The sequence below is a fragment of the Nostoc sp. C117 genome, from assembly GCF_043099735.1.
Lineage (GTDB): Bacteria > Cyanobacteriota > Cyanobacteriia > Cyanobacteriales > Nostocaceae > Nostoc.
Window position 1 is genome coordinate 226932 of sequence record NZ_CP170989.1, and the last position, 22608, is coordinate 249539.

The following is a 22608-nucleotide window of genomic DNA, read 5'->3' on the forward strand; positions in this document are numbered from 1 at the left end:
TTAATATCAGTAATAAGTTATTTGAGCAAGTAAGCTAAATTCGTATTAGATATAACATTGCAACGAATTACTTTTAATATTAGTTGTCTTATCGGCTCTGAAACTCATAAAACTCATCCCATAACTCATAGTAAAACTCATGAAAAATAACATCTTTAAATAGGAATGGTACTAAAATAACTTATAACTAACAATACCTCTGCCAATTTACAAGGGTTCAACACCCGTAGAAACGGTATGAATACGTCCTAAAGAAGTAAGCTTGGCAAAAATCTGGGTTAATAAAATAGGCTCAGGCATTTCCGGAAGCATTTTTAACATTTCACGAACATATCGAAAACCACGATAATAAGCCTTAAGATCAATAATGCTCGAATCGAGATTGTGGTGGCGAAAATCAGCCAGAAGATGGTGGGATAAATTGACCATGAAAAATGCGTGTTTTAGCAGCATTAGTCACCGCAGTTTGGCTCAAGTTCATGAAATCTTCTAATCCCCAAAACTGCTTGGCATCTCGAAAGTTGAATTCGATTTGAAAGCGCAGTTTATAATAGTCAATTATTTTCTCAGATGACAATTTTAGGTCACTAGAAAAATAGAGCAAGTCATGAACAAAAAATGGGCTGTCAAACGAATCACAATAAATCTTGCATCTGCTGAAAGCGAAAAACTTGAAAAATATTGTGCAAGTACAGGTAGACTTTCAACTGATGTGATTCGGGAGTTAATTCGCTCTCTCTCCATAACCGAGTTATCAGCGTCTGAAAAGACTACACCTACCCTAAAATATGATGTTCCCATTCTGAAATAGTGGCAGTTGAATGACTTGAGTCTGTTTGGCGTTATCCAATTTAGACAAGGAAATTCCCAACAACCTAATACTGCGGTTTTCCAGATCAATCAACTCAAACAGCGCTTTGGCTATCTCAAAAATCGTAGATAATTCACTGATAGGAGCAAGCATTGTCTTACTACGGGTTATCTGATGATAGTCAGAGAATTTAACTTTCAATGTTAATGTGCGGCCTCGCGTTTCATGCTGCTCCAACCGTTGCTCGACAATTTGGGCAATCTGTTCGAGTTCTTGTAACATCAGGCTGATATCGCTTAAGTCTTGTGCAAACGAGGTTTCTGCACCAATCGATTTGCGAACTCGATTTGCTTCAACTGGGCGGTCATCTTCTGCCCTGGCAATTCTGTAGTAATATTGCCCTGCTTTACCAAAGTGGTGTGTTAACTCAGAAAGAGTCTGCACTTTTAAATCTGCGCCAGTATGAATGCCGAGCGAGTGCATTTTCGCTGCCGTCACCTCTCCTATGCCGTGAAACTTTTCAATCGGCAGCTGTTCTACAAAGGCGATCGCATCCTCCGGTAAAATAACCGTCAGTCCATTGGGTTTATTTTGACCTGATGCCATTTTTGCAAGAAACTTGTTAATTGACACACCTGCGGTTGCCGTCAACTGAGTTTCCTGGAAAATTGCAGTTTTGATGTGTCTTGCGATAGTAGAAGCGTAGGGGATGTTTTGCTTATTCTCAGTAACGTCCAAATATGCTTCATCTAGCGCAACCCCTTCCACTAAATCACTGTAGTGTTTGAATATGGCGTGGATTGAAGTGGAAATCTCTCGATAGACATCGAATCTTGGTCTGACAAATATCAGTCCGGGGCATTTTGCAATTGCTGTTACTGACGGCATCGCAGAATAAATTCCAAACTTACGAGCTTCATAACTGGCGGCTGCAACTACACCTCGCTGATTCGGGCTACCACCGACGACTAACGGTTTACCTCGGTAGCTAGGGTTGTCTCGCTGTTCCACCGATGCGTAGAAGGCATCCATATCAACGTGAATTATTTTTCTCACTTGCAAGCAGAGTGAAGCATTAGAAAGTTAGGCTAATCGGTGCTTAGTAAAATACTATATTACCAGCCTTATAGTACATTAGCACTACTTGGTTCAAATACCATATCTGCATTATTCCCCAACGAATTTCTGTTCTAACTCTTCAATTCGAGCCACAAGGGGAGCCATCATAGCTTCAACCTCGGTAGCAGAATAGCGGATAGGTATGTGTTGAGAACAATTTTCACTCAAAGCTTCGACATGAAATAGAATAGCTCGCTCAACTTTTGCTGGATAGCCAGGGATGCGGAGTCGCTCAATTAAAGCACTATCCCCTTCAACATATTCTGCCTTACCCCAAACTTTGATACGTCTGCGTTGGCGGTAATCCATCAGGAACAGAAATGCTTTTGCTTCTCCTTCAAGGTTGCCTACGGTAATGTACTGCACATTCCCAGAAAAATCGGCGAATCCCAGCGTTTTCTCATTCAACACTTTCAGGAAACCGGGCGCTCCTCCACGAAACTGGATATAGGGATAGCCATTGGAACTGACTGTTCCCAAATAAAACCCATCCAAATGAGCAATAAATTCGGCAATTTCTAGTGTAATTGAATCATTGGCAGGCCCGTTGGCAATGTAGCGTTCATAGGTTTGCCGTGATCCCCGTTGTGACTGGGCGGCTTCAACTTCAGGAGTAAAAGCAATTTCTCCAAATTTGCGTGGCATAGTGCGCTCCTAAACTCTAGCAGGTTCTTCAATACCAATCATTCCAATAAAACCGGGGAGATGCTTGAGCCGTTCAATCCAGGCTTGAACATGAGCATAGGGTTCGAGAGAAATCTTACCATCGTTGGCGAGGGCGATGTATGGAAATACAGCAACATCGGCAATCGTAGGATGTCCCAACTCTAGCCATTCACCTTCTGCTAGATGATTATTAAGTTGTGTAAGGATAAACTCTGATTTTTGATTTACTCGTTCTAGATTGATGTCAGTAGCTTTAAACAGGTGATATAAACGTGCCGATTCAGGGCCAAGCCGAACTTCTCCCGCAGTTGTAGATAACCAGCGAATTACACGACTCATCGGCTCTGGCTCCAGAGGCAACCACCCTTCTGTGCCATACTGTCGAGCTAAATAAACTAGAATTGCTTGAGCATCTGCCAATATAGTATTTCCATCAACCAAAACTGGCACTTGACCAAAAGAATTGAGTGCTAAAAATTCTGGCTGTTTGTGCGCTCCTCTAGGCAAATCAACTTTTACCCATTCGTAATCTAAGCCTAATAGCGACAACATTAGTTTTACTTTATAGCTGTTGCCAGAGAGTTCGTAACCGTAAAGCTGAATCATAGATTAATCCTTCAGATGAGGTAAGAACGAACAAGTTCAATCACAGAAATTAAGTGGCACTTCCTGTCTCATTTCTGTACCGTTCGTTCGGTATATGCTCACTGTACCGTTCGTTCGGTATAATGTCAATATCTATTTTTCTCAACTCTTACAATGCCCAAAGAAACATATATTCCATATCTCATACGGCTGTTTCGCCAATTCGGGTATGATGGCGCAACTCTATCTAAAATTTCTGAAGCTACTGGGCTTGGGAAAGCCAGCCTTTATCATCACTTTCCTGGCGGTAAGGATGAAATGGTTGAGACAGTGCTAGATTTTCTTCAACAGTGGTTAGCCCAAAACATCTTGACAGCACTTACCTCCCAAGGTGATGCGCTAACACGATTACAGAGGATGTGCGATCGCCTGAGCGAACTTTATGAAGGAGGACACCAACCCTGTATGTCTACCATTTTATTGATGGGTTCAGCCCGTGATATCTTTCACACTAGAGTTAATGCTTTATTCTGTATCTGGATTAATGCGATTGCTAATGTTTTAATCGAAAGTGGTATGGATGAAGAACTCGCCAAATATCGAGGGGAAGATGCAGTGATTGCTATTCAAGGTTCCTTAATTTTGTCACAAGGGTTGAATGATCCATCTCCTTTTATGCGTGTTATTCAACAACTACCTAGACAACTTTGTACTCCAAAGCCAGGGCTACAAAAAGACGATTAATACAAATAATTTACCTCACACATGAGGCAACGTTTTATGGAAAGCCATTTGCGAAATAATTGTGTTAGGCGCGGCATGATCAAGTAAGTGAGCAGGGCGACACCGAGTCCTGTACTAATCAGTTGACTAAGCAATACAGGCAAACCAGACAACAACGGTGCTAGCAAACGATTGAGCTGAGGAAGAGTGAAGAACACTCCCAACCACGTCACTAACATCATTTTGTAGCGGGGTGGTGGCGATTTCATCGGTTTGTTTGAGAGAGTAAACCAGGTTTCCAATCCGGTCAGTGTTTGAAGCGCTTCCGGCTTTTCAATCAAGGGCTGCAATCGCTCAATCCATTCCCGCCGAACATCAGATACTAGCCAGGTCTTAAGATTGTCGTAGCAATCGAACTTGAGAATGACCACGTATTCTAGATGGGCGACCATTTAGTAGAATGCTTTGGTAGCAATTCTTTATCCCCCATTAACGCAAAAATAATTGATAACTTTTTAACATTACTGTCTGTTTGCCCCATTTTCTCAATATTCACAATATGAATATCGACCGATTGCAAGAACTTAAGCAGAAACTGACGAATGACGCAGACTTGTCCGATATCTGGCTATTTTATATGGATTATTTTGCGGATCATCTAGAATTCACTGACATGGGTGAGCCTGCCCATAATGAATACCTAGATGCTGTCCTCCAAAAAACTTGTCAGCAGATGTTTGATAGGGCAATAAAGATTACTGACTTTTTGATGATTTACATAGCTCCATATCATTTATTTCATGGAGCTTTCTTTCTTGAAGGGCGTATTGGGGGTGTGATTTATTTCGAGGATATCAAAATTGGGTTAATTGCAGTGTCGGCAGATTATCCCCCTACTGATGCGGTTAAGTATTCACGTTTTACTGAGATGATTCAACTGTCTGCTCCTAATGGCAACGATTACAATTGAGAGAAGCATAACTTATAGATGTTTCAAGAAGTGCGATTACATTTCTTGAGACGGCAGCCGCAGTTTTGAATTTATGGTTATTAGAACAAGGTTTTGTTGGCTTGCAACAAGAGAAGACAATTTCTCAAGGACAGTGACTCTCACGAAAATACTCTACTGAGTTATTCATCTCAACAGAGTATATAAAAATACATTTATTACCTTTCACTAAAATTTAGTTTATACAATACTAGGTATCCATACCTCTGTATAAGTACTGGAAATATTGATTGTAGCGATCGCCAACTTTTCTTTTCCATTAATTCGCCTCCACATAGTTAGTAGAGCTGATTACTCAACATGAGAAATGAAAAACGCAGATATTACAGTATAGCCAACAAAAAAAATCACAGTTGATATCATAAAAAACTCCTTTTTTAGCCAAAAAGTAAATAATATTTACTTACTTTAAATTTATAGCTAATACTAAGTGTAAACATCTACTAAAAGACTACTCTATTAAATGTCTAGAGGATGATTCGGCTTAAGAAAATTATCTTTCATAGTCAGGGTGAAGTATATCTCAATAATTACAGTCATTATTGAGATATACAAATCACTAACAAGTGAGTAAAATTATTTTGGTCTGAGCAGGGCTACTCAGTAAAATACGTGTAAGGAAGAGTATGCTGCTCAAATCACCTTAACTGTGTTACACGCAAAATTCTCACCAATAGATAAATAGCTCAAAATGCTTTTAGAGAGCTAAAACTAATTTCTTCTGTTTATCGATGAGTTTGCTTGCTAGGCTACTAATGTCAGGCACTTACTCAAAAGAAAAGTACTTTCGCCTCGATCTTGGGTATTTGATTTTTTAGCTATCCCCAGATTCAGATCCCTCAAATAAGCGATCGCCATAATGTAGTCTATTGTTAGTGTGGAAACGAGCTATGTACAATGCTGCTCATCTCAAGGTATATCCTTGACAGCAAGACAAACATTACTTTTGGGTTCACTCCGAGAATTAACTCTTTCCTTACCTTTGAACAACTGATGCCAGTATTTGGTCAATCGCTGCCAGTACATCTGTATCTAGCTGTACTCCTGATGCAGCCGCATTATCAACAATTTGTTCTGGACGGCTAGCACCAATAATTGCTGAAGACACACGCTCATCTCGTAGTACCCAAGCTAGAGCTAATTGTGGCATACTCAACCCCAAATCTTGGGCAATGGGTTTGAGCTTTTGTACTGCTGTTAGTGTGCGCTCGTTAAATAACTCTTCCATCAAAAACGAATTCATCTTTTCGTTAGAAGCACGAGAATCTGGAGGTGCAGCTTGTCCTGGTTGGTATTTACCTGTGAGTACACCTTGAGCTAACGGCGACCAAACAATTTGACTGATGCCATTCGCTGCACATAATGGAAACACCTGTGTTTCCGGTTTGCGCCAGAGCATGGAATACTGGGGCTGGCTGGAAACAAAGCGTTCAACATCAGCAAGATTCAGTGCTGCTTGGATCTGCTGGGGACTCCATTCGCTAAAACCGATGTAACGAGCTTTTCCCTGACGCACGACCTCAGTGAGTGCCGTCATCGTTTCTTCTAAAGGCGTATTTGGATCGTAACGATGGCATTGGTACAGGTCAACATAATCGGTACGCAGTCGCTTTAAGGAAGCATCAATTTGTTTTCTGATTTGGGCTGCTGAGAGTCCTCGCTCAGTGGCTGACATGGGAAAGAAAACTTTGGTCGCTAAGACATAACTTTCGCGCTCAGTACCAAGCAATACTTCTCCCAAAAATGATTCAGCCCCTCCCTGAGCGTAAACATTTGCAGTGTCAATAAAGTTAATTCCAACCTCAAAAGCTTTGTGTATACAAGCCTCTGCATTTTGCTGCTCTACACCACCCCCATAAGTCAGCCAGGAACCGAGACTAATTTCGGAAACGCTCAACTCGCTGTTTCCTAATTGTCTGTATTTCATTTGTATTTCTCGTTTCACTGTTGTTTTCATCTTGATTAATCTCCAAGAAGCTATTTTCAGCGTATTTACAAACTTTGTCTCAAGCCACCACAGCTTTCCTCATTCAAATTGCAGATATTTCGTCTGTTTAAATATACCTAATGAAGAGTCTCAATCTCTGCGCCACTACTGCGATCGCTTTTAAGCATCTGCCCGAAAAAGATATTTATGTCCAATTAATAAATTCCTCAACAAGGGACTCGTATTTCCCATAGATTTGGTGTACCTTATTAATTCTGTGCAAATTATTTATACCTATCTTCTTGCAACTTTACTCAGACAAATTTTAAGCCAATGCCTTCAAGGGAACAGCCAATGAATACTTCTAATGATACAGATATTAAGAAAATCATCAAAAAATCTGACAAGCTCACCCTGAGACAGATGAAGTTAATCGAAGAAGCAGAAGACCAACAACTTCTAGCTAATACTGTCAATTCTCCAGTTCCTGTGGTTGAGGTTGAGGAGAAACCAGTAGCGATTTCAGAGCCTAGAGTTCCTGACTATATTCCATTGCTTGACAATCCTCCAGTACAATCGGTGGGCAATTCCGGCTGGCAGGTTTCTGATGTCTGGCGGGATCTGCGCGTGGATGATTTTTGTAATTAAAGCAGGCAATTTGTATTCCCAGACGGTTCTGCATCAAGGCGGTTGCAATTATACATGATCCGAATCTTAGAGATTGAGGCACAGGAACCGCTTCAGGGAGAAAAGTTTTCCCGAATGCAATATTGGCAGCAATACCTCTGCCTCTGTCTCTTCGCTGAACCAATATTATGGCAACCGCCTGAGCAACTTTTGTAAACTATTTTTGCACCAAGTCAAAGCTATAGTTGCATTGTGCTTATAATAAGTTACGGCTAATTATAATTAAAAGTTAGCACTTCACCTGTGTATTGCTTGACTTAGGCATTACAAGCGATACCAGGGATAACCAAAATTCATCGGCAGCGCAATAGTTTCTTTTTCGTTGCCAATATGCTCAGTCAGCGATCGCATATTGGTGAAAGTGTTGTGTCTGGGGAAAAGTAGTTTTTATCGTAGTTTATGTCGGATAAAAGATAAGGGTATGTTATTTTGTGTTCCACCCTAATTCGTGTATTGTCACTGAAAGCATAAGATGAGCAAGTTGCTCACTTTATGGTTTCAAAGCGGGTTGCTCAACTTATGCTTACACAAGGAAGGAGTAGCACCGTCCAGTAGCTCTGGTGTGGGTTCAACTTAGTACACTCGGTATAATTGAGAGACTTTCCAAACCTTCAACAGGGTTAATTCCAAGCTTGTAACACCACCTTAAAAACTTAGTGAGAGTAGGTTTTCGCCGATATTTGACTAGCGGGGTATCTTGAGAAAAAGAAGTCGAACTAAGTGTTGGCATAGCGCCGAAAATCTGGCCAACAGATTGAGCAGCCCACTTTTCCCAATCAAACCGAGACCCCTGAGAAAAAGAAGTATTGTCTACAAACCGACCCAGCCATGCATTACACACACAACAATAACCAAGAGAATTGCAGTCCAGATTGAGAAACTGTTGAAAACAACCACAGTACAAGCACCGCAGTTGTAGGTAACGTTGGTGAACTGGACAAACACTGACAGGTTCTATTGTCCACAACAAAGGGTTATAAATAGGTTTTCCAGCTTCACGCCAGTCTTGATAGCAGCCAGAACACCAACGTTGTTCAGTATGGAAAATATGACTGAAGTTAAGCCGCCAGGAGTGCCATTGAAGTAAAGTCAGAAAACTCAGATCAAGCCTAGCAGTTAATTTCTCAACGATGGCAACTACCTTTGAAACATGTTGCGTTTGGTCTAACCAAAATTTAGCAGACTGCTGTTGTAAAAGTGCAGGCTCTCGATGCCAAGTATTGATGAGCATTTTGATAGCATCATCAGCTTTCAAGAAATCGGGTGGTTGTGGTTGGTTGCTCTGAATAAATAACGGCGTAATTTTATAGCGAATTAAACTAGCAATCGAGACACCATGTGCAGCAGCCAAGCGCTGTAAGTAACTAGTAAAACTTTCAACTGTGGGTGTACCAAAACCTATTGGTTTAAGAGAATAAAGATGGCTGCGTTTTGGAAGTTGGTTCATCGTTAAGTCCCACGACTCATAATTAGCCAAACTTTCAACCGACATTTTCACCACCTCCAACAGGACGACGTTGAGGTTTAGTATTACCAGTAGTAGAGCGACGAGATTTAGTATTGGTTGTATTGGTTGTCTGGGACGTGCTATGTGTAGCTGACCCATGATGAGATTCTAAACCTAAAGCAATTCTCAAAGCCGAACTATCTGGGGTAAACTCAAGTTGCTTTTCTCCTAATCGTGTTTCGTTGAAGATAATCATGCATTGTTCATGAGAGTAAGCAGAAGATTTTAAATGCGACAGAGTGAGAGTTTTAGCTCCATCCAGTAACGCTGTTGCCAATGCTTGAGATAACCAATCTTTGAGAATACCAACACAACCGAAACTGCGTTCGTAGCAAAAATCCCAGTATTTAAGTAAATCAGGCTCTTCTTCAAAAGGTAAATGACGTTGAAAAGTTTGAACAACACCTCTGAAAGCTTTTAAATCTTCTTTATTCTCGACTTTGTATCGCTCAAAATGAATATCTAGGCTGCGCCTGCACAACTGGGCACTCAAGTTACGAAGTATCAACAAGTCATAAGTACCTGCCAGTACGAATTTGACTTGAGTAAGGTTTGCTAGGGACTTAATACAGTCTGTCTGGTCGCGTAATTTTCGACCACTGGCAACTTTACTGAGATTTTGTGCTTCATCAAGGCAAAAAACTTTCAGACGACGATGTTTAAGAGCAGCTTCTAAGGATGTTTTCAACTTCAAATTAGTAATTCGACCATAACTAGGTAACTGAATGCAAGGGTCTTGGAGAACGTCCAAAGCACGTAGATAAAAATCTTTCCAATCAAAATTACTAAATTCCGGGGTAGCAACTTCGATGTTAGCAATAGGAATAAAACCTTTATCTAGTTCCATTTCTTTGTGAAAAGAAGCTAGTAACCTTTGTGTGATGCGACGTAATAAGGTGGTTTTCCCTACACCTGTTGGCCCAAATAAAAAGATTAAAGAAAAGAATCCTGGGTCATCAATTGCATTTTTGAGTTTCTCTGCTGCTATTAATAATTTGGGGTGCGCCATTGTATATTGCTGGAAATAAGAAATTCTGTCAGCAATAGGTAGAGTTAGTAATTCTTGAGGAAAGCTATAATCATGTGCCATTAGAACTCTCCATAATATTCAAGAGTTTCCGTGATATATGCAGTCGAATTGCTGATAGTTTCACAATTTTTACCTTCATTGGTCGAGTCATCTCCTGGACAATCATTATTTTCCTCTACCGCAAATTCTGCCAAATTTAACTTTGGTTCCGGGATCAAATTATTTTGAATAATTTTGTGAACTTTGTCATGTTCAGTATCGCGCAAGCGTTGTTTGAGGATAGCGCCTTCTTGAGCAAATTTTGAGTTTAAAAATTCTACTAATTCCCGATCATTTATTGTTAACTTACGTCCGTAATTGCGTTGGCGCTGATTAAGTTCTGCACTCGCCAGCCGAATTTCTTTTTCGGAACGTCCTTGGAAGTATTGATAGTAAGAAGAAATGCATTTTACCCACTGTCCTTGTGCTAGTGCATAAGCAATTCCTGCATTCCAAGGGTCGTAACGAACCCACAGCATTGATTTTTCGATTTCTGGATCGCGGAATACATCTGCCCAGTAATAAATATTGTGTATTTTGACACCCTTTCCTGGTTGAACTTTACGCTTTCGTTGATCTGGTGCTGGTAGAGTCAGAATCTGGAATAATTCGTCATATGCTACTCTTCGGTGTAAGCGACTTCCACCTGTTGCTAATCCGGTGACAAAAGCATCGCACGGACTAGTACCTAATGCCGGATGCAATCGTTGGTCATAAACCGAATATGCCCATTCACAAAAGGCAGAGTACAGTTCTTCTAGTGTCCAAATTGCTAATCTTTCTGGACTGACAGATTTGGTGACTTTACGATGAAGGCGTTTGATTTGGGTGTTACCTTGCAACTCATGAATAAACTGCGTGTTGGCAGTCCCAAATAGTCTTTCAACAATTGAACCAAACCGAGCATGTGCTGGCGGTCGATACTTCAGCGTGCAAGTATAAGATGCCAATAATTGTTCAAAATAGTGACTGTGAAACTCTTTTCCGTTATCTACAACAATATTTTGCGGAAACCGTCCAAATCTAGCAACGCATATGCGAATTACCATCATACAATCACGGTAGCTTGGCTCATCGAAGGTCAGATAAACTGCTAAAATTCTTCGACTATATGCATCAACCATGAAGGTTGCCCAAGGACGACCTAAATTATGATGAATTGAGTTATTTGTAGCAATATGATAATTAGTTAGAGATTCGAGTGAACTGACTAATTCAATGTCAATTTGAGTATGGTCAATGTGAACAATCTCAAAAGGGCGACTGCCATGCCGTGGAGTAGTTTGCTTTAATTCCCAATAAAATGGTTCTTCGGAAATAGCCGCTCGATTACCAAGACGTTTTCTGGTTTGATGATGTCCGCTTCGCTGTTTGATAGCTTGGCAAAATGTGATTCTCGATGGTGGTTTGAATGGGGGGTCATGGGTTTGGCAAGCTAAAACAAATGATTCATAAACCCGTATTTTTCTGCGTTGTTTGGGTGTTTCATAATGCTCTAGTATAAAATCGAGCATAAATTCTTGGGTTTGAGAATCAATTTTTGGAGTCCGATTGCCTTTATTGTTATGTTTAGGCAGTAATCCCAGGTATCCCTGTCCATAAATGAGTAAAGCTTTTTGGTACTGAGTGCGCCAACGACGGATTGTGCTGCTTGGATATGCTTTCAGAGCATCTTCTAAGTATGGTTGTATTAAATTGTAGCGACGGTTGGCTTCTATAATATCTTCACAAGTTGCGTGTTTAATAATTTCTGCCACTGCTGTTTTAATATTTGAGGTTTGTGTTGTCTTATCTCCCACAATTTTCCCTGTATCAATCAATGCTGTAAATGCTAAATTTGGTAGTTCTATAAGTTTGCCATCTGCACGTAATAATCCAGTAGTGGTCGTCCCAGTATTTACTATCTCCCATGACTCTCCATCCCAATAAATATTAGTACCTACTGCTATTTGAAGTAATATTTGATTACTAGTTTGGGTTGTAGATTCTATTGAGTTAAGATGCTCATAAGATAAAGCAACATCTTGGTTAATAAATACGAATACTGTTTCCGGTTGCGAAAGTTTAACTTTATCAAGTTCTACGTAAAGTTTATCTGTAGCAATTAACCAATAAAGTACATCAGGATTTATTTCTTCATTTTGTAACAGTTCTGTCAGGGTGATTCCTAGATGATTGTTTACTGTGTTTACAATCAAACTTTGCTCGGTTTCGTCTATAATTTCTGATGAGTATCCGAAATAATCTAACAGCCAAATTAGATTTTGTTGGAAGTTCCAATTAATTAGAGCATCTGACCATACATGAAAGTCCAAACCATGACCATAAGCGTATTCTTCACCTGGGGGACAATGCCATTTGCCATCTGAGTTTTTGCAATAGCGATTTGGATTCAATTCGTTCAGCTTGTTAAGTTCAAGTTCTGTTTTGCATTCCTCCCAAAAAGCTGAATCTGTCCGAATTATAAAGAAATCGGGTGTATACTGGTGTCTATTTTTTCGCCCGCTTTTGCTTTGATAGACTAATTCTATTGCTGGCGGTTGGTCGTAATATTCGAGTACGCATGGGTCATGTTCTAGTTCATAAATACGTGCTAATTCGTTATGATGGCTCTCGAATTGAATAGTACATCCCATTTTTCGACTGGGGTAACTGCCACAAACGTTTTTCCTTGCCCCTGTTACTCGCCGAGATGGATTGCTGCTGCGAATCTCCTCAATGATTGCCTGCCCTGCTTGACTGAGGTCTTGTTGACGGCACCAGTTGTTAAACTCAAGGTTGTCAAGCATAATTCTTGGTTAGGAGAGAGTGTTGCGATCATTAGTTTCTCCTACTCTTTATCTCAGCACAAGGCTGTATATTTATGAACAAAGTGTTGAAAATGTTTGCTCAACTTATACTTTCTAAATCATATTTTTGCTCAACTTATGGGTTCTTGGCAACTTTTGGTGATCTTGGTTGGGGCAAGGCAGAAGGCAGAGGGCAGAGGGCAGAAGTCGGAAGGGTAGAAGTAATAAATTCAAGCTTTGAGTTTGTTTAAGCTAGCAACTAATATACTTTGCATTTCCTCGACCTCATTCAATAGGGGAGTGAAAAGGTTTTTGTCAGCTAAATCTACTTCTTTAGCTATGATTAATTGGGTATCAAGTTCTCTCAAAGAGCCTAATGCAATATGTAAAAACTGTATGTATTCTGGCTTTGAGCGCCTTCCATAGCCTTCAGCTATATTGGATGCTACAGATACAGAAGAACGTCGGATTTGGCTGGTTAAACCATACAATTCTGATTGAGGAAATAGGCGGGTAAATTTATAACAATTGATAGCAAGTTGAACCGCCCTTTGCCAGATAAACTGATTTCTATAACTCATATAATCAAGTGTAAATTGTCAAAATTTTCTCCTCAAATAGCCAACAAAAATCGTCGTTCAAGTAAATCTATTTTGGCGCGACCATACATCTGTCGCTTTAACATTTTCAAGCGATTAATATGGCCTTCAACTGGGCCATTACTAACTGACATAGTTACACCTGCTTTCACAGCATTGTAGTCAGACTCTAAACTAACAGCGAAGGAGCGCAACAAAGAAACAGAGCTGTTTTTAGCTTTGTTGAACCAAGCATCGAGCTGCTCAGGTAGGCGTTGACGCACAAGGAATGCAAACTGTTGAGCTAGTTCAATAGCTGACTTCAAATCAGAATGGGCTGTTTGTAGTTGAGCGATGATTTCACGCTCATTAGGCTGTATTAATTCTGGTCGTCGCAAGACTAAAGCTGTGACGCGACTGGGGGTGAGAGGACGATGGGAGGAAGAACTAACCCTAGGGGACGCATTTTTCTTTGAACACTTTGCTGGCCCAAATCCGGGCAAGGTCTTGAGATAACGAGTGAAGCGAGCGACCGTGGCATAACCACCGATATAGCCGCAGGTGCGAATTTCTTCAAACAGTTCTTGGGTGTTGTGGTTCCCGCTATTCCAGCGACTGAGGAGGTAATCATGATAAGGGTTGAGAAGACTCAGACCGTGGTCGCTACGTTCACGACGTTCGGTAAAAGTTGAGCTACGCAAGTAATTGAATACGGTAGTTTTAGAAACTCCCAGCTCTTGAGCGATTGCTAGCCCTGAGAAGCCAACAGACCGCAGTCTCCAAACTTGCTCATGGATTTCCCTCCGTCTATCCCGTGCTTTGGCGGATTGAACTTTTCTTTTTAAAGATGTGTTTTGGGGAAACCTTGGCACAACTGAACTTTTATTAGTCTCAGCAATCATGGAAAGGTTATCGGGGAAAGGCAGAGAGCAGACGGCAGACGGCAGAAGGTTGGTTTGAGGGTTTTCCTGTGCAGCCAATCCGTCTGTATTCTCTGCCAAAAAGGGTTTAAGACCCCCAGCCAAGTTTTGAATTTCAGTGGTCTGCAATTGGGTGGGGTATGTATCCCCATCCAATTCCCCAATGCCTTCTTCAAGTGCTGTTTCCACCTCTAAATGCACTTTAGTATTAGTACTAAATACTTGTTTCTCCACTTCTTTAAGTACTTTGGCGTGAATACCAAAGACTTGATAGAGCGTTTGAGATAAGTTCTGCAATAAGTGAAAACGGTCTGCAACTTGAATGGCTTCTGGCGCGCCTTGACGAATACCACTTTCATAAGTTTTTGACCGATCTCGTGAGACGACTTTGACACCAGGGTGAGCTTTTAACCATTCTGCTAAGGTTTCAGCTTTTGCGTCTTTGAGTAGAGCGATTGGTCGGCTACGTTCCAGGTCAATCAATGCTGTGCCGTAAGTTTTGCATTTGCGAAAACAAAAGTCGTCTACCCCAAGAGTATGTGGCGTTACGATTGATGGCAGTGGGATTGAGCGGACTAAATTTAACAGTGTGTTGCGAGAAACTTTTATCCCCCATTGCTGTGAGAGTCTTACCCCTGCTGCACCACCCACAGATAAACCAATTGCGCTCAGTCGTTGCGCTAAACGCTGAGTCCTTCGCGCCCAAGGTGCGGTTACACTTGTCAGCCTTTCGGTAAAAATACGCCGTTTACATAAAGTGTTAATGCAAAAAAACTTTCGCACCCGTAACTGTAGGGTAATACTGTAATCAGCCCAGGGCAGGTCTGTTAACTTACGTTCGTAGCGGCTATGAATTCGGTGAGTTGGGTGGTTACAAACTGGGCAATTAATGACAGTTTGCATCGCAGAGACAATCAACGTAATCGTCCCTTGTACTTTGTCAAATTGCCATCTCTTCAGTTGAAGGTTTGTTGTATCAGGTAACAGGTGGTATAGCAATTCCATACCAAAAGTTTGACGGAGTAAAGTTTGAAGTTAGTAATTCAATTCTATCCCTTCCTCCTTCTTTTTTTCCCCCCTTCTGCCTTCTGCCCTCTGCCCTCTGCCTTCCCCCAAGCGAGATCACCAAAAGTTGCCAAGAACCAACTTATCCTTACAGTGACATGTATACTGAATTTTTAAATTCAGAGCCACCCAGTGCGATCGCATAATCTAGTGAATAACCCTGAACTAAATAACTTACCTCCCATTAAACTTATTCCTCTGGACGCTGAAACTGCATCGCTCTCTGGGCGTACTAGAGTTACAAGACCACCCACTGATATCCGGTGGGTAAAAGTTCTGGAATTTTTACGCAGCAATAACCTTGCACCCAACAGCCGCAAGCTTTACGAACGAGAACTGAAGCGATTTTTGGCATGGAGTGAGCTGCACTATCATGAGCTACGCCCACGTCATCTTGCACTATATAAAGAATATCTCCGTGATGAAATACGGACTGATGCAGGTAATCCCCTTTCAAAAAGCAGCATCAATGCGGGAATTGCGGCACTCAAAAGCTTTTTCAAATGGATGTGTTACACGTATCCTGAAATTATTTCTACTAATCCGACACTGGGGATAAAACTGGAAAAAGTGCCACTGCCACCAGCCCAAAGTTTGACCCCTGAAGAAATGGAACAGGTTTGGTCAGCGTTGGAGTTATTGGGAGAAACAAAGCAACGAGATACAGCACTCGTCCACATTCTCAGTCATGGACTCCGGGCTGGGGAAGTTGTGCAGCTAAATGTTGGCTCATTTGATGGCAAGCTCCTGTTTTTACCGGACACCAAAACCAATGAACCACGCTTAGTTCCACTGCGAAAAGAAAGCCGAGAAGTCGTGGCAGATTATTTACAATTACGCTCACAGCAAGGAGAGGTGTTAAACAGCCTTAGTCCACTGATGATTTCACACCATGCTTCATACAAAGGTGAACGTTTAAGTTATCACGGCATTTACTTCGCGGTGGAAAAAATCGGTGAAATAGCTCACATTGAGGATTTACATCCTCACTCCTTTCGCCACACCTATGCCACTGACTTATTGCTATTAGGAGTTGACCCCAGCCATGCACGAAAACTAACAGGGCATCAAAGTGAGAAAGCGTTTCGGCGCTATACCCTTCGCAGCGAACAAGAAGCCGCGATCGCTGCTTACTATCGTGCAATCGGTGAAGAAGCGGAGTAAGGTATGCCGAAACCGTTAGACCCCAAGTGTCAGCTATGTTCCAAACTACCAACAATTCAAGCAAAACTACTGCATGGGCCACAAGGGGACAGGTGTTGGAATCCCAAAGTCTGTCATAATCGCCGTTCGTTTTACCGCCACCGCTCCCAGAATAATTCAGCAGAAATTGATGCAATCGCAGTCGAACCACCAGCAACATATTTTGCAGTGCTTTATTTGTATAAAGAACCAGGGGATAAACCATTACACGCCTTGGGCGCAGAACTCTGGCTGGGGCAACAGCCTATTTGTCGCTTAGAACCAATTCACTGCTTTGGACTAACGGCTGGCAAGATCCGCGCCTATACAGATCAGGTGTTGCAGGCTTTTGCAAAACAATACAGTGTTTCACTATATCAATATAAAGATATGTTTGAGATTGCTTCAAGTTACTGCCCAGTGCGACCCTGCCCGTTAAATCCTGAATTTCTTCAATGACCACATATCGTCAATTAACAATCTGGGATGTGCTTGATGAGTTGTCCGAATCTCCACCAACTTCTTCTCTTGATGCTATGTGGGATTGTTTGGATACGGAGCTTGAAAAATTACCCTTGGAGGCACAGTTATTAACCGCAGCACTTGCCTTCAGTCAAATTGCGGATATTCTTAAGTCTCGTGCCGAAGTGCTGTTGCAAGATACCCGCGATCGCAATAACCCAAAGGGGCCAGTTGTTAGCACCGATCTCTTTGCTGGTCTAGTGCGGACAACAATGCACCTTGATTTAGATGATTTGATTGAACCGCAAACACCACAAACCTTTAAACCACATGGCCCACACCAATTTTCATCTCCTACTGAGTTGGGTGATTCTGTAGCAGCACCTGTTGAAAAAGCAAATGTTTTGGCAATGCTCGATGAGGTGACAACTTTAGAAGATGTCCGCAATTTGGCATCAGACGAAAATGTGGAAAAATGGCAGAGCGCAATCGCTAACCATCTGATAAATGTCAAAGATGAGATTTCTTTAGTTAAACTGCAACGTGTGTTGCAAATGCCGATGGTAGAAGTCTGGTTGGGATTATTGCTGGGTGGGTTTACATTAGAACAGCGCGGTGATTTTTATCACAATCAAAATGTCTGGGTGAAAAGTTCTCCAATCACTAACACCTACCCGATTTGATTTCAAATTTTGAACTTTCAAGCTGCTTTGACACTCAATAAATTCATCACTTCTACTGCTGACAAACCAAATTGTACTCTCTCTCAACAGCCACCAGCAGCAAAGCTTGCAAGGATGACAGATACGGTGAAAGCAAAATCCCCAATTCTTGCAACTGCAAAATACTTGAAACCCTTGATTTATTGTTACAATAGTATTAGTAGTTAACAACCCCCAGAGGGTTAGTCTGAGCGCTATTGAGCTTATTCGTTGTCAGAAGATTTCTTATATTCTTCGTCATCCTTGTCAAAATTTGTATTGCTAAGGGGGACTTATGGGTGAATCGAAACGCCGAAAAGCAATATTAGGCAATCACTATGGCTTGCCTAATATTTTCAATGAAGTCCAATCAATGTGGACGCAGATTAATTTCTCGCTCAAGCGAGTCAAAGATTCTGATAGTGGATGTTTACTTGTTCAATGTTCTAACAACGACCGAGGATTCCATCAAGACACTATTGCCCAAATTCAAAAAGAAATAGAAAATTGGAAATGTGATTTGGATATTCCTATCTTGATCCAAGTTCTTCCAAGGGGAGTTCAAAATTCAGGAACTAAACTTTTTGATGGGTTCGTTACCCTTTGGTGTAATTGTCCAGAATTTGAATTGTGGCGAGAAATATTTGAAAGTGAACGAGTTTAGTAAACTTTGTTGCATTAAATTATTGTTTCCTCGCTACACAATCATTTCTGTTGCCTCCACTCGATTTTGTACTCCCGTTCCATAGCCGCCAGCAGCTTTGCCTGCAACGAAGATAAATAAGGTTTAGCTTGTTTCCCCAACCCCTGCAACAGCCAATCCACAGCCTCGTCACGCCTGGCCACTTGATGCAACTGCCGTAACCTCAAACATAACTGCTGCATGAATTGGCAATCTTCATCAAGCAATTCCAGTAACTTCAGGTGTTCAATCTTCACGGTGTAGTCGCCGTCCCAGGTCTGGACTGTACAACTGTATTCCCCAACATAAGTTACCACTCCCCAATAACCCGCTTTACCCCTCAAGTCTGGGTCATCTTTGGGCAGAAGAATGCATATTTCCCCAATGTGGTAAGGATTGGGTACTTTCGTTCTTTCGCGTATCCTATCTACAACATCTTTCACTATGCGACCGGATGGAATCTTATTGCCAGCTTGCTCTACTGCCTGCTGCCATACATCCGCTTGCACAGCCGGTTCCAACTCGGCTTTCGCCAAAAAACGCAATTGTCGTTCGTTGGTCGGCATTGGAATTTGCCGACCATTGGTCGGCAAAAACTTTTGAAGATTTTCATAAACCACAGTAGCCGAAATCTTCAAGTACGCCGCATCACGACTATAATTGAAGCGATCGCGGCAGTATTCTTCAAAAGTACGGTGCGTGGAACGGTACAGCCGTCTGTCTCTCAACTCCATCAGCGCCTGACCCGCTTCTAAAAATGCACGTTCTACACGGCGTTCTAAGTTCAGGCGTAAGCTTTGTTCTTCAGAGGTCAACTCTAAAACTTCAACAGCCACAACCTCAATGGTTGCTGAGGCTGGGTTGTCTTGGGCAGAAGTGTTTTCGGGAGCAAAGTCCGTAGCTGGCTTTGGTTCACCAGATGTCGCAGAGGTAGCTTTCTTGCGTCTGGATGGTAGTTTGTTCATTATGCTACCTCCAAGACAAATTGGCTCGTAGCAATATTGATTTGTGTCATCATGAAAATAGAGTTTTTATTTATGCCCCCATCCTTTAAATCGGTTGGGGTTTTTCGTTACTTTTTATATGTTGCAGTCTTAAAGCACTACCAAATATAAAACATCTTAAAAAGAGAACCCCCTAAACCTAGAGTCGCCTTATACTGTTCGCTTAAGATACGCGAACATGAGTAAATTTCTTCTTTGAGTCGTATTGGGTGTGATGATGCAAGAGCAATTGTCTAAGATTTCTCACCAAATGTCATTCAATCAAACCTAAATGCCGATGGAATGCTTCAACAGCATTTGCCACACCATCTTCACCCCTAATTTTCTCACCCAAGTCCTGGGCTTTAGCTTGCATTCCCCGATCATGCAATACGACTTCAATCGCTGCTGCTAAAGTTTCTTCTGACACTTTCTTGTACGGTATTGGTGCAGGGCTTACTCCTAGCCGGTTTAGCTTTTCACCCCAAATCGGCTGATCCGCAAAAAAGGGTACAGTAACTGATGGTACTCCCGCACGTAACACCGCAGCCGTTGTACTAGCTCCTCCGTGATGTACTACTGCTGGCACTTGAGGAAATAACCAATCATGCGGAACTTCCTTGATCACAAACACTCGGCGCGAATCTTTTACATTCACTGTTCTTCCAACATTTCCCCAGCCAGATAATATAATCCCGCCTTGATGGGTTTTCTTTAAAGCTTCCACGATGTAGTGTGTGAGATATTCTGGATTGGGCATTGTCATGCTCCCAAATCCAAAACACAAAGGTAATTGCTTTCGTCCAAGAAAATCCTCTAGTTCCAGGGGTGGCTCGTAGTCAGAGGCTTGATCAATAAACCAAAAACCAGTCACATACGCCCAATGCGGCCAGTCTTTTGGTTTTGGGATCACGTGTGAACTAAATCCATACAATACAGGGATTCGTGATACATTCGCCGGAGTTTTTTGTCTAAAGCGTCTACCTAAATATGGTAAGGGCGGCAATTTCAAAGTTTCCGTTCTGAAGTGATTGAGCAGTGGACGATATCTTTGCCAGTGCAAAAACTCTACTAGCAAGTAACTGCCATAGTTGATTGCTTTCTTTATTGGGTTTTTAGTTATTTGACCAAATCTCAAAAAACCAAACATCCCTGTGGGAGTCAACGGCAGAACTGATGCAAAAAAGCAAGGTACGCCTAATTTCTCTGCAATGTGATATCCAAAGCTAGCTAGCGGCGTATAAATAATCACCTCACTCCCAATAGACGCTGCCCAAGCTGATTCCAACTGTTCAAGTAAAAGCTTATCTCCTTCTTCTTTTTTCAACTTTTCTCCCGCAATCAATCGCTGCCCTTGTTTTGATTGCAAAAACTCTTGAATATTTCCAGCTATGGGTGCAAACTCTAAATCGAACTTTTTCACAAACGACTCAAAGTTTTCATGTGCTGCTACCTTCACCTTATGCCCCGCACGTTTTAACCCAATACCCAAAGCGCAATATGGTTGCAAGTCTCCTCTTGAACCTACTGTTAGGATTGTGATTTTCAGTTGGCGGCTTGGTGCAGTACGTTCACTCAATTGGTTTCTCCACTCAAAACTCCGGCTCTACTCAAGATTGTACTGAATTACCTGTAGCTGGTGGCGATGGCGCGGAGCGTCCGATGGAAGCGATCACACAATCGAGTCGGTACGCTTGAGCCATCAGAACTGGTTTGATTATGCGATCTCTGCTGAGAATTCTGTCAGCAGGACTATTAACAGTAGCGATCGCTATCGGTGGTTTAGCTTCGGTATCTGCCCAGCATCTTCACACAACTCAATCAAAAGAACAAGAGAAAATTTTATTCACTCCAGACCACCGTCCGAAAACTGGAGTCGGCTGGGAAATTACCACTACTTCTGGTAAGGCAGAGATATCTCTAGCACAGCATTTGGCTAATATAGGTACTAAAGAATATGTTGCATGGTGGTGTCCTCACGAACCAATTCGCAATTCGCAGTTCGCAATTAGCAATTAAATGCAAGAAGTTTCTTTATTGTTTAATTGTTAATTAATGCTAATCAATGCATTCAAACTTCCTCGAATTAAACTGCGAATTGCGAATTGGTTTAATTGGTGTGATGCTGCCAAAATTCCTGGTTTCCTTATTTGGGTCATCAATGGTCGCCAGTACAGTGGTGGGCAGAACCTCAAGGAGCTAGCCAAAGCTTCTGGCTACAAGGGAGACACTAACTTTAAATATGCACACGTGCCTAGATTTTTTTAAGGCAAGGTGTAGATCAGAGGCGATCACTCTGCTCATCATTGGTCAAATCTTTTAGTGCTTTGACAGCCGTCACTCGTATCGTTGCTGAAGCTGATTTGTCCTGCTTATGGCGTAAGTCACACAGCAGATATGCCTTTTTGGGGTACTGTTGAGAGTCAATCGGGTTTTCTCAGGACTTTAAAGCTTAAGTTCAATACTATAACCTCGATCTTCACTGGCTAAGATTTTCCTCTTATGAGAGTTTTATCTTGTAAAAAGAATTAATTTCTAGACAGCTAATAAATAATGAATACATTAGCAACTCAAATATTGCTCCTTAACTTGTATAAAAATCATTCGGGTAGGATTTATTACACATAGTTAAATCTCTATTAATATCTAAGTTAAATCACTATATCTACTTGCAATTGTTTTATAATATGCAATGGATTTAGATATTTTTAAAAACACTACTAATACTTAAATTTTTGTAATGTCTTAGCCTGACAAGCATAATATATACCCATTTTAAAAACAAATTAAAATAAACCTATTTGACTTTTTTATGAATCAATCAGACAATAAAAAATTTTATCAAAAAGATTTCGCTCTGCTATCAGCGCCACTAATGGCAGCTTATAGAGCAATAGAAATCAAAAAAAACGTTCGTCTATTTTACGATCCATTTACTGCTAAATTAGCCACCTTTGAAGCAGAAACGTTCGCCTTAGAAGACCAAGAAGAAAATGGTAGAGCTTATTTAGTTGTCCACATACGCATTTTTGATGATTTTTTAATAAGTTCTGCTCATATTGCACCACAAGTAGTTAGCTTGGCTGCTGGAATGAACACCTGTGCTTTCCGCTTGAATTGCACTCTTTAATTGTTATGATTTC

22 protein-coding genes and 1 pseudogene are annotated in these 22608 nt (G+C 41.4%); 10 read left to right on the top strand and 13 right to left on the bottom strand.

Annotated elements, in window-relative coordinates; genetic code table 11:
• Positions 1-207: 207 nt before the first annotated feature.
• Positions 208-613 (bottom strand): annotated as a pseudogene (locus ACFG4S_RS01030) (transposase); the annotation flags it as partial.
• Between ACFG4S_RS01030 and ACFG4S_RS01035 the strand changes: the two are divergent.
• Positions 608-811, top strand: coding sequence for a CopG family transcriptional regulator (locus ACFG4S_RS01035; protein ID WP_392529986.1), 204 nt, complete (start codon positions 608-610; stop codon positions 809-811). The pseudogene ACFG4S_RS01030 and the gene ACFG4S_RS01035 overlap by 6 nt on opposite strands.
• On the opposite strand, the gene dinB is transcribed toward ACFG4S_RS01035, so the two are convergent.
• The 3 genes from dinB to ACFG4S_RS01050 all read right to left on the bottom strand — a co-directional run bounded on the left by dinB (position 782) and on the right by ACFG4S_RS01050 (position 3202).
• On the bottom strand, positions 782-1873 hold the full coding sequence (gene dinB, locus ACFG4S_RS01040) for a DNA polymerase IV (protein ID WP_392529987.1): 1092 nt from the start codon (positions 1871-1873) through the stop codon (positions 782-784). The two genes, ACFG4S_RS01035 and dinB, sit on opposite strands and share 30 nt — an antisense overlap.
• Before the next feature lie 105 nt (positions 1874-1978).
• Entirely contained in the window at positions 1979-2575 is a 597-nt protein-coding gene (locus ACFG4S_RS01045; RefSeq protein ID WP_094344690.1) for a pyridoxamine 5'-phosphate oxidase family protein, read from the bottom strand.
• A 9-nt stretch (positions 2576-2584) separates the two neighbouring features.
• Positions 2585-3202 (bottom strand): glutathione S-transferase family protein, encoded by a 618-nt coding sequence (locus tag ACFG4S_RS01050; protein WP_094344691.1) that lies wholly within the window; start codon positions 3200-3202, stop codon positions 2585-2587.
• A 153-nt stretch (positions 3203-3355) separates the two neighbouring features.
• Here ACFG4S_RS01050 and ACFG4S_RS01055 point away from each other — a divergent pair, with 153 nt between their 5' ends.
• Entirely contained in the window at positions 3356-3925 is a 570-nt protein-coding gene (locus tag ACFG4S_RS01055) for a TetR/AcrR family transcriptional regulator (protein ID WP_392529988.1), read from the top strand.
• On the opposite strand, the gene ACFG4S_RS01060 is transcribed toward ACFG4S_RS01055, so the two are convergent.
• Positions 3922-4356: a hypothetical protein gene (locus ACFG4S_RS01060; protein WP_392529989.1), complete on the bottom strand. Its 435-nt coding sequence runs from the start codon at positions 4354-4356 to the stop codon at positions 3922-3924. The two genes, ACFG4S_RS01055 and ACFG4S_RS01060, sit on opposite strands and share 4 nt — an antisense overlap.
• 107 nt (positions 4357-4463) lie before the next feature.
• On the opposite strand from ACFG4S_RS01060, the gene ACFG4S_RS01065 reads away from it, so the two are divergent.
• Entirely contained in the window at positions 4464-4874 is a 411-nt protein-coding gene (locus tag ACFG4S_RS01065) for a hypothetical protein (protein WP_392529990.1), read from the top strand.
• Positions 4875-5889: 1015 nt separating this feature from the next.
• Here the strand turns inward: ACFG4S_RS01065 and ACFG4S_RS01070 are convergent.
• Positions 5890-6840 carry an aldo/keto reductase family protein gene (locus tag ACFG4S_RS01070; RefSeq protein WP_392530142.1) on the bottom strand — a complete coding sequence of 317 codons (951 nt, stop codon included), beginning with the start codon at positions 6838-6840 and terminating at the stop codon, positions 5890-5892.
• Positions 6841-7194: 354 nt separating this feature from the next.
• On the opposite strand from ACFG4S_RS01070, the gene ACFG4S_RS01075 reads away from it, so the two are divergent.
• On the top strand, positions 7195-7488 hold the full coding sequence (locus tag ACFG4S_RS01075; protein WP_392529991.1) for a hypothetical protein: 294 nt from the start codon (positions 7195-7197) through the stop codon (positions 7486-7488).
• Between the two features lie 607 nt (positions 7489-8095).
• On the opposite strand, the gene ACFG4S_RS01080 is transcribed toward ACFG4S_RS01075, so the two are convergent.
• From ACFG4S_RS01080 to ACFG4S_RS01100, 5 genes are all read right to left on the bottom strand, one after another.
• On the bottom strand, positions 8096-9019 hold the full coding sequence (locus tag ACFG4S_RS01080) for a TniQ family protein (RefSeq protein WP_392529992.1): 924 nt from the start codon (positions 9017-9019) through the stop codon (positions 8096-8098).
• A complete protein-coding gene (locus ACFG4S_RS01085) occupies positions 9009-10124 on the bottom strand; it encodes an ATP-binding protein (protein ID WP_392529993.1) in 1116 nt (371 codons plus the stop codon). The genes ACFG4S_RS01080 and ACFG4S_RS01085 overlap by 11 nt, the downstream gene beginning before the upstream one ends.
• Positions 10124-12892: a DDE-type integrase/transposase/recombinase gene (locus ACFG4S_RS01090; RefSeq protein WP_392529994.1), complete on the bottom strand. Its 2769-nt coding sequence runs from the start codon at positions 12890-12892 to the stop codon at positions 10124-10126. Before ACFG4S_RS01090 ends, ACFG4S_RS01085 begins: the two co-directional genes overlap by 1 nt.
• A gap of 230 nt (positions 12893-13122) precedes the next feature.
• A complete protein-coding gene (locus tag ACFG4S_RS01095) occupies positions 13123-13473 on the bottom strand; it encodes a four helix bundle protein (protein ID WP_094343524.1) in 351 nt (116 codons plus the stop codon).
• Positions 13474-13505: 32 nt separating this feature from the next.
• Positions 13506-15395, bottom strand: a complete 1890-nt coding sequence (locus ACFG4S_RS01100) for an ISL3 family transposase (protein ID WP_392529995.1) — start codon at positions 15393-15395, stop codon at positions 13506-13508.
• Positions 15396-15605: 210 nt separating this feature from the next.
• Between ACFG4S_RS01100 and ACFG4S_RS01105 the strand changes: the two genes are divergently transcribed.
• The 4 genes from ACFG4S_RS01105 to ACFG4S_RS01120 all read left to right on the top strand — a co-directional run bounded on the left by ACFG4S_RS01105 (position 15606) and on the right by ACFG4S_RS01120 (position 18464).
• Entirely contained in the window at positions 15606-16619 is a 1014-nt protein-coding gene (locus tag ACFG4S_RS01105) for a tyrosine-type recombinase/integrase (protein ID WP_392529996.1), read from the top strand.
• A 3-nt stretch (positions 16620-16622) separates the two neighbouring features.
• Positions 16623-17096 carry a hypothetical protein gene (locus tag ACFG4S_RS01110; protein ID WP_392529997.1) on the top strand — a complete coding sequence of 158 codons (474 nt, stop codon included), beginning with the start codon at positions 16623-16625 and terminating at the stop codon, positions 17094-17096.
• Positions 17093-17782 (top strand): hypothetical protein, encoded by a 690-nt coding sequence (locus tag ACFG4S_RS01115; RefSeq protein WP_392529998.1) that lies wholly within the window; start codon positions 17093-17095, stop codon positions 17780-17782. Before ACFG4S_RS01110 ends, ACFG4S_RS01115 begins: the two co-directional genes overlap by 4 nt.
• A gap of 313 nt (positions 17783-18095) precedes the next feature.
• Positions 18096-18464, top strand: coding sequence for a hypothetical protein (locus tag ACFG4S_RS01120; protein ID WP_179070415.1), 369 nt, complete (start codon positions 18096-18098; stop codon positions 18462-18464).
• A gap of 41 nt (positions 18465-18505) precedes the next feature.
• On the opposite strand, the gene ACFG4S_RS01125 is transcribed toward ACFG4S_RS01120, so the two are convergent.
• Both ACFG4S_RS01125 and ACFG4S_RS01130 read right to left on the bottom strand, forming a co-directional pair.
• Positions 18506-19447 carry a hypothetical protein gene (locus ACFG4S_RS01125; RefSeq protein WP_392529999.1) on the bottom strand — a complete coding sequence of 314 codons (942 nt, stop codon included), beginning with the start codon at positions 19445-19447 and terminating at the stop codon, positions 18506-18508.
• Between the two features lie 292 nt (positions 19448-19739).
• Positions 19740-21044 carry a glycosyltransferase gene (locus ACFG4S_RS01130; protein WP_392530000.1) on the bottom strand — a complete coding sequence of 435 codons (1305 nt, stop codon included), beginning with the start codon at positions 21042-21044 and terminating at the stop codon, positions 19740-19742.
• 140 nt (positions 21045-21184) lie between these two features.
• On the opposite strand from ACFG4S_RS01130, the gene ACFG4S_RS01135 reads away from it, so the two are divergent.
• On the top strand, positions 21185-21484 hold the full coding sequence (locus tag ACFG4S_RS01135; RefSeq protein ID WP_392530001.1) for a hypothetical protein: 300 nt from the start codon (positions 21185-21187) through the stop codon (positions 21482-21484).
• A gap of 793 nt (positions 21485-22277) precedes the next feature.
• Positions 22278-22595: a class I SAM-dependent methyltransferase gene (locus ACFG4S_RS01140; RefSeq protein WP_392530002.1), complete on the top strand. Its 318-nt coding sequence runs from the start codon at positions 22278-22280 to the stop codon at positions 22593-22595.
• The last annotated feature ends 13 nt before the right edge of the window (positions 22596-22608 follow it).

What these genes read in the sequence shown, in the direction of transcription:
- ACFG4S_RS01035 (WP_392529986.1), top strand. Translation starts at nt 608, where the DNA reads ATGAACAAAAAATGGGCTGTCAAACGAATCACAATAAATCTTGCATCT.
- ACFG4S_RS01045 (WP_094344690.1), bottom strand. Translation starts at nt 2,575, where the DNA reads ATGCCACGCAAATTTGGAGAAATTGCTTTTACTCCTGAAGTTGAAGCC.
- ACFG4S_RS01050 (WP_094344691.1), bottom strand. Translation starts at nt 3,202, where the DNA reads ATGATTCAGCTTTACGGTTACGAACTCTCTGGCAACAGCTATAAAGTA.
- ACFG4S_RS01055 (WP_392529988.1), top strand. Translation starts at nt 3,356, where the DNA reads ATGCCCAAAGAAACATATATTCCATATCTCATACGGCTGTTTCGCCAA.
- ACFG4S_RS01060 (WP_392529989.1), bottom strand. Translation starts at nt 4,356, where the DNA reads ATGGTCGCCCATCTAGAATACGTGGTCATTCTCAAGTTCGATTGCTAC.
- ACFG4S_RS01065 (WP_392529990.1), top strand. Translation starts at nt 4,464, where the DNA reads ATGAATATCGACCGATTGCAAGAACTTAAGCAGAAACTGACGAATGAC.
- ACFG4S_RS01070 (WP_392530142.1), bottom strand. Translation starts at nt 6,840, where the DNA reads ATGAAATACAGACAATTAGGAAACAGCGAGTTGAGCGTTTCCGAAATT.
- ACFG4S_RS01075 (WP_392529991.1), top strand. Translation starts at nt 7,195, where the DNA reads ATGAATACTTCTAATGATACAGATATTAAGAAAATCATCAAAAAATCT.
- ACFG4S_RS01080 (WP_392529992.1), bottom strand. Translation starts at nt 9,019, where the DNA reads ATGTCGGTTGAAAGTTTGGCTAATTATGAGTCGTGGGACTTAACGATG.
- ACFG4S_RS01085 (WP_392529993.1), bottom strand. Translation starts at nt 10,124, where the DNA reads ATGGCACATGATTATAGCTTTCCTCAAGAATTACTAACTCTACCTATT.
- ACFG4S_RS01090 (WP_392529994.1), bottom strand. Translation starts at nt 12,892, where the DNA reads ATGCTTGACAACCTTGAGTTTAACAACTGGTGCCGTCAACAAGACCTC.
- ACFG4S_RS01095 (WP_094343524.1), bottom strand. Translation starts at nt 13,473, where the DNA reads ATGAGTTATAGAAATCAGTTTATCTGGCAAAGGGCGGTTCAACTTGCT.
- ACFG4S_RS01100 (WP_392529995.1), bottom strand. Translation starts at nt 15,395, where the DNA reads ATGGAATTGCTATACCACCTGTTACCTGATACAACAAACCTTCAACTG.
- ACFG4S_RS01110 (WP_392529997.1), top strand. Translation starts at nt 16,623, where the DNA reads ATGCCGAAACCGTTAGACCCCAAGTGTCAGCTATGTTCCAAACTACCA.
- ACFG4S_RS01115 (WP_392529998.1), top strand. Translation starts at nt 17,093, where the DNA reads ATGACCACATATCGTCAATTAACAATCTGGGATGTGCTTGATGAGTTG.
- ACFG4S_RS01120 (WP_179070415.1), top strand. Translation starts at nt 18,096, where the DNA reads ATGGGTGAATCGAAACGCCGAAAAGCAATATTAGGCAATCACTATGGC.
- ACFG4S_RS01125 (WP_392529999.1), bottom strand. Translation starts at nt 19,447, where the DNA reads ATGAACAAACTACCATCCAGACGCAAGAAAGCTACCTCTGCGACATCT.
- ACFG4S_RS01135 (WP_392530001.1), top strand. Translation starts at nt 21,185, where the DNA reads ATGCGATCTCTGCTGAGAATTCTGTCAGCAGGACTATTAACAGTAGCG.
- ACFG4S_RS01140 (WP_392530002.1), top strand. Translation starts at nt 22,278, where the DNA reads ATGAATCAATCAGACAATAAAAAATTTTATCAAAAAGATTTCGCTCTG.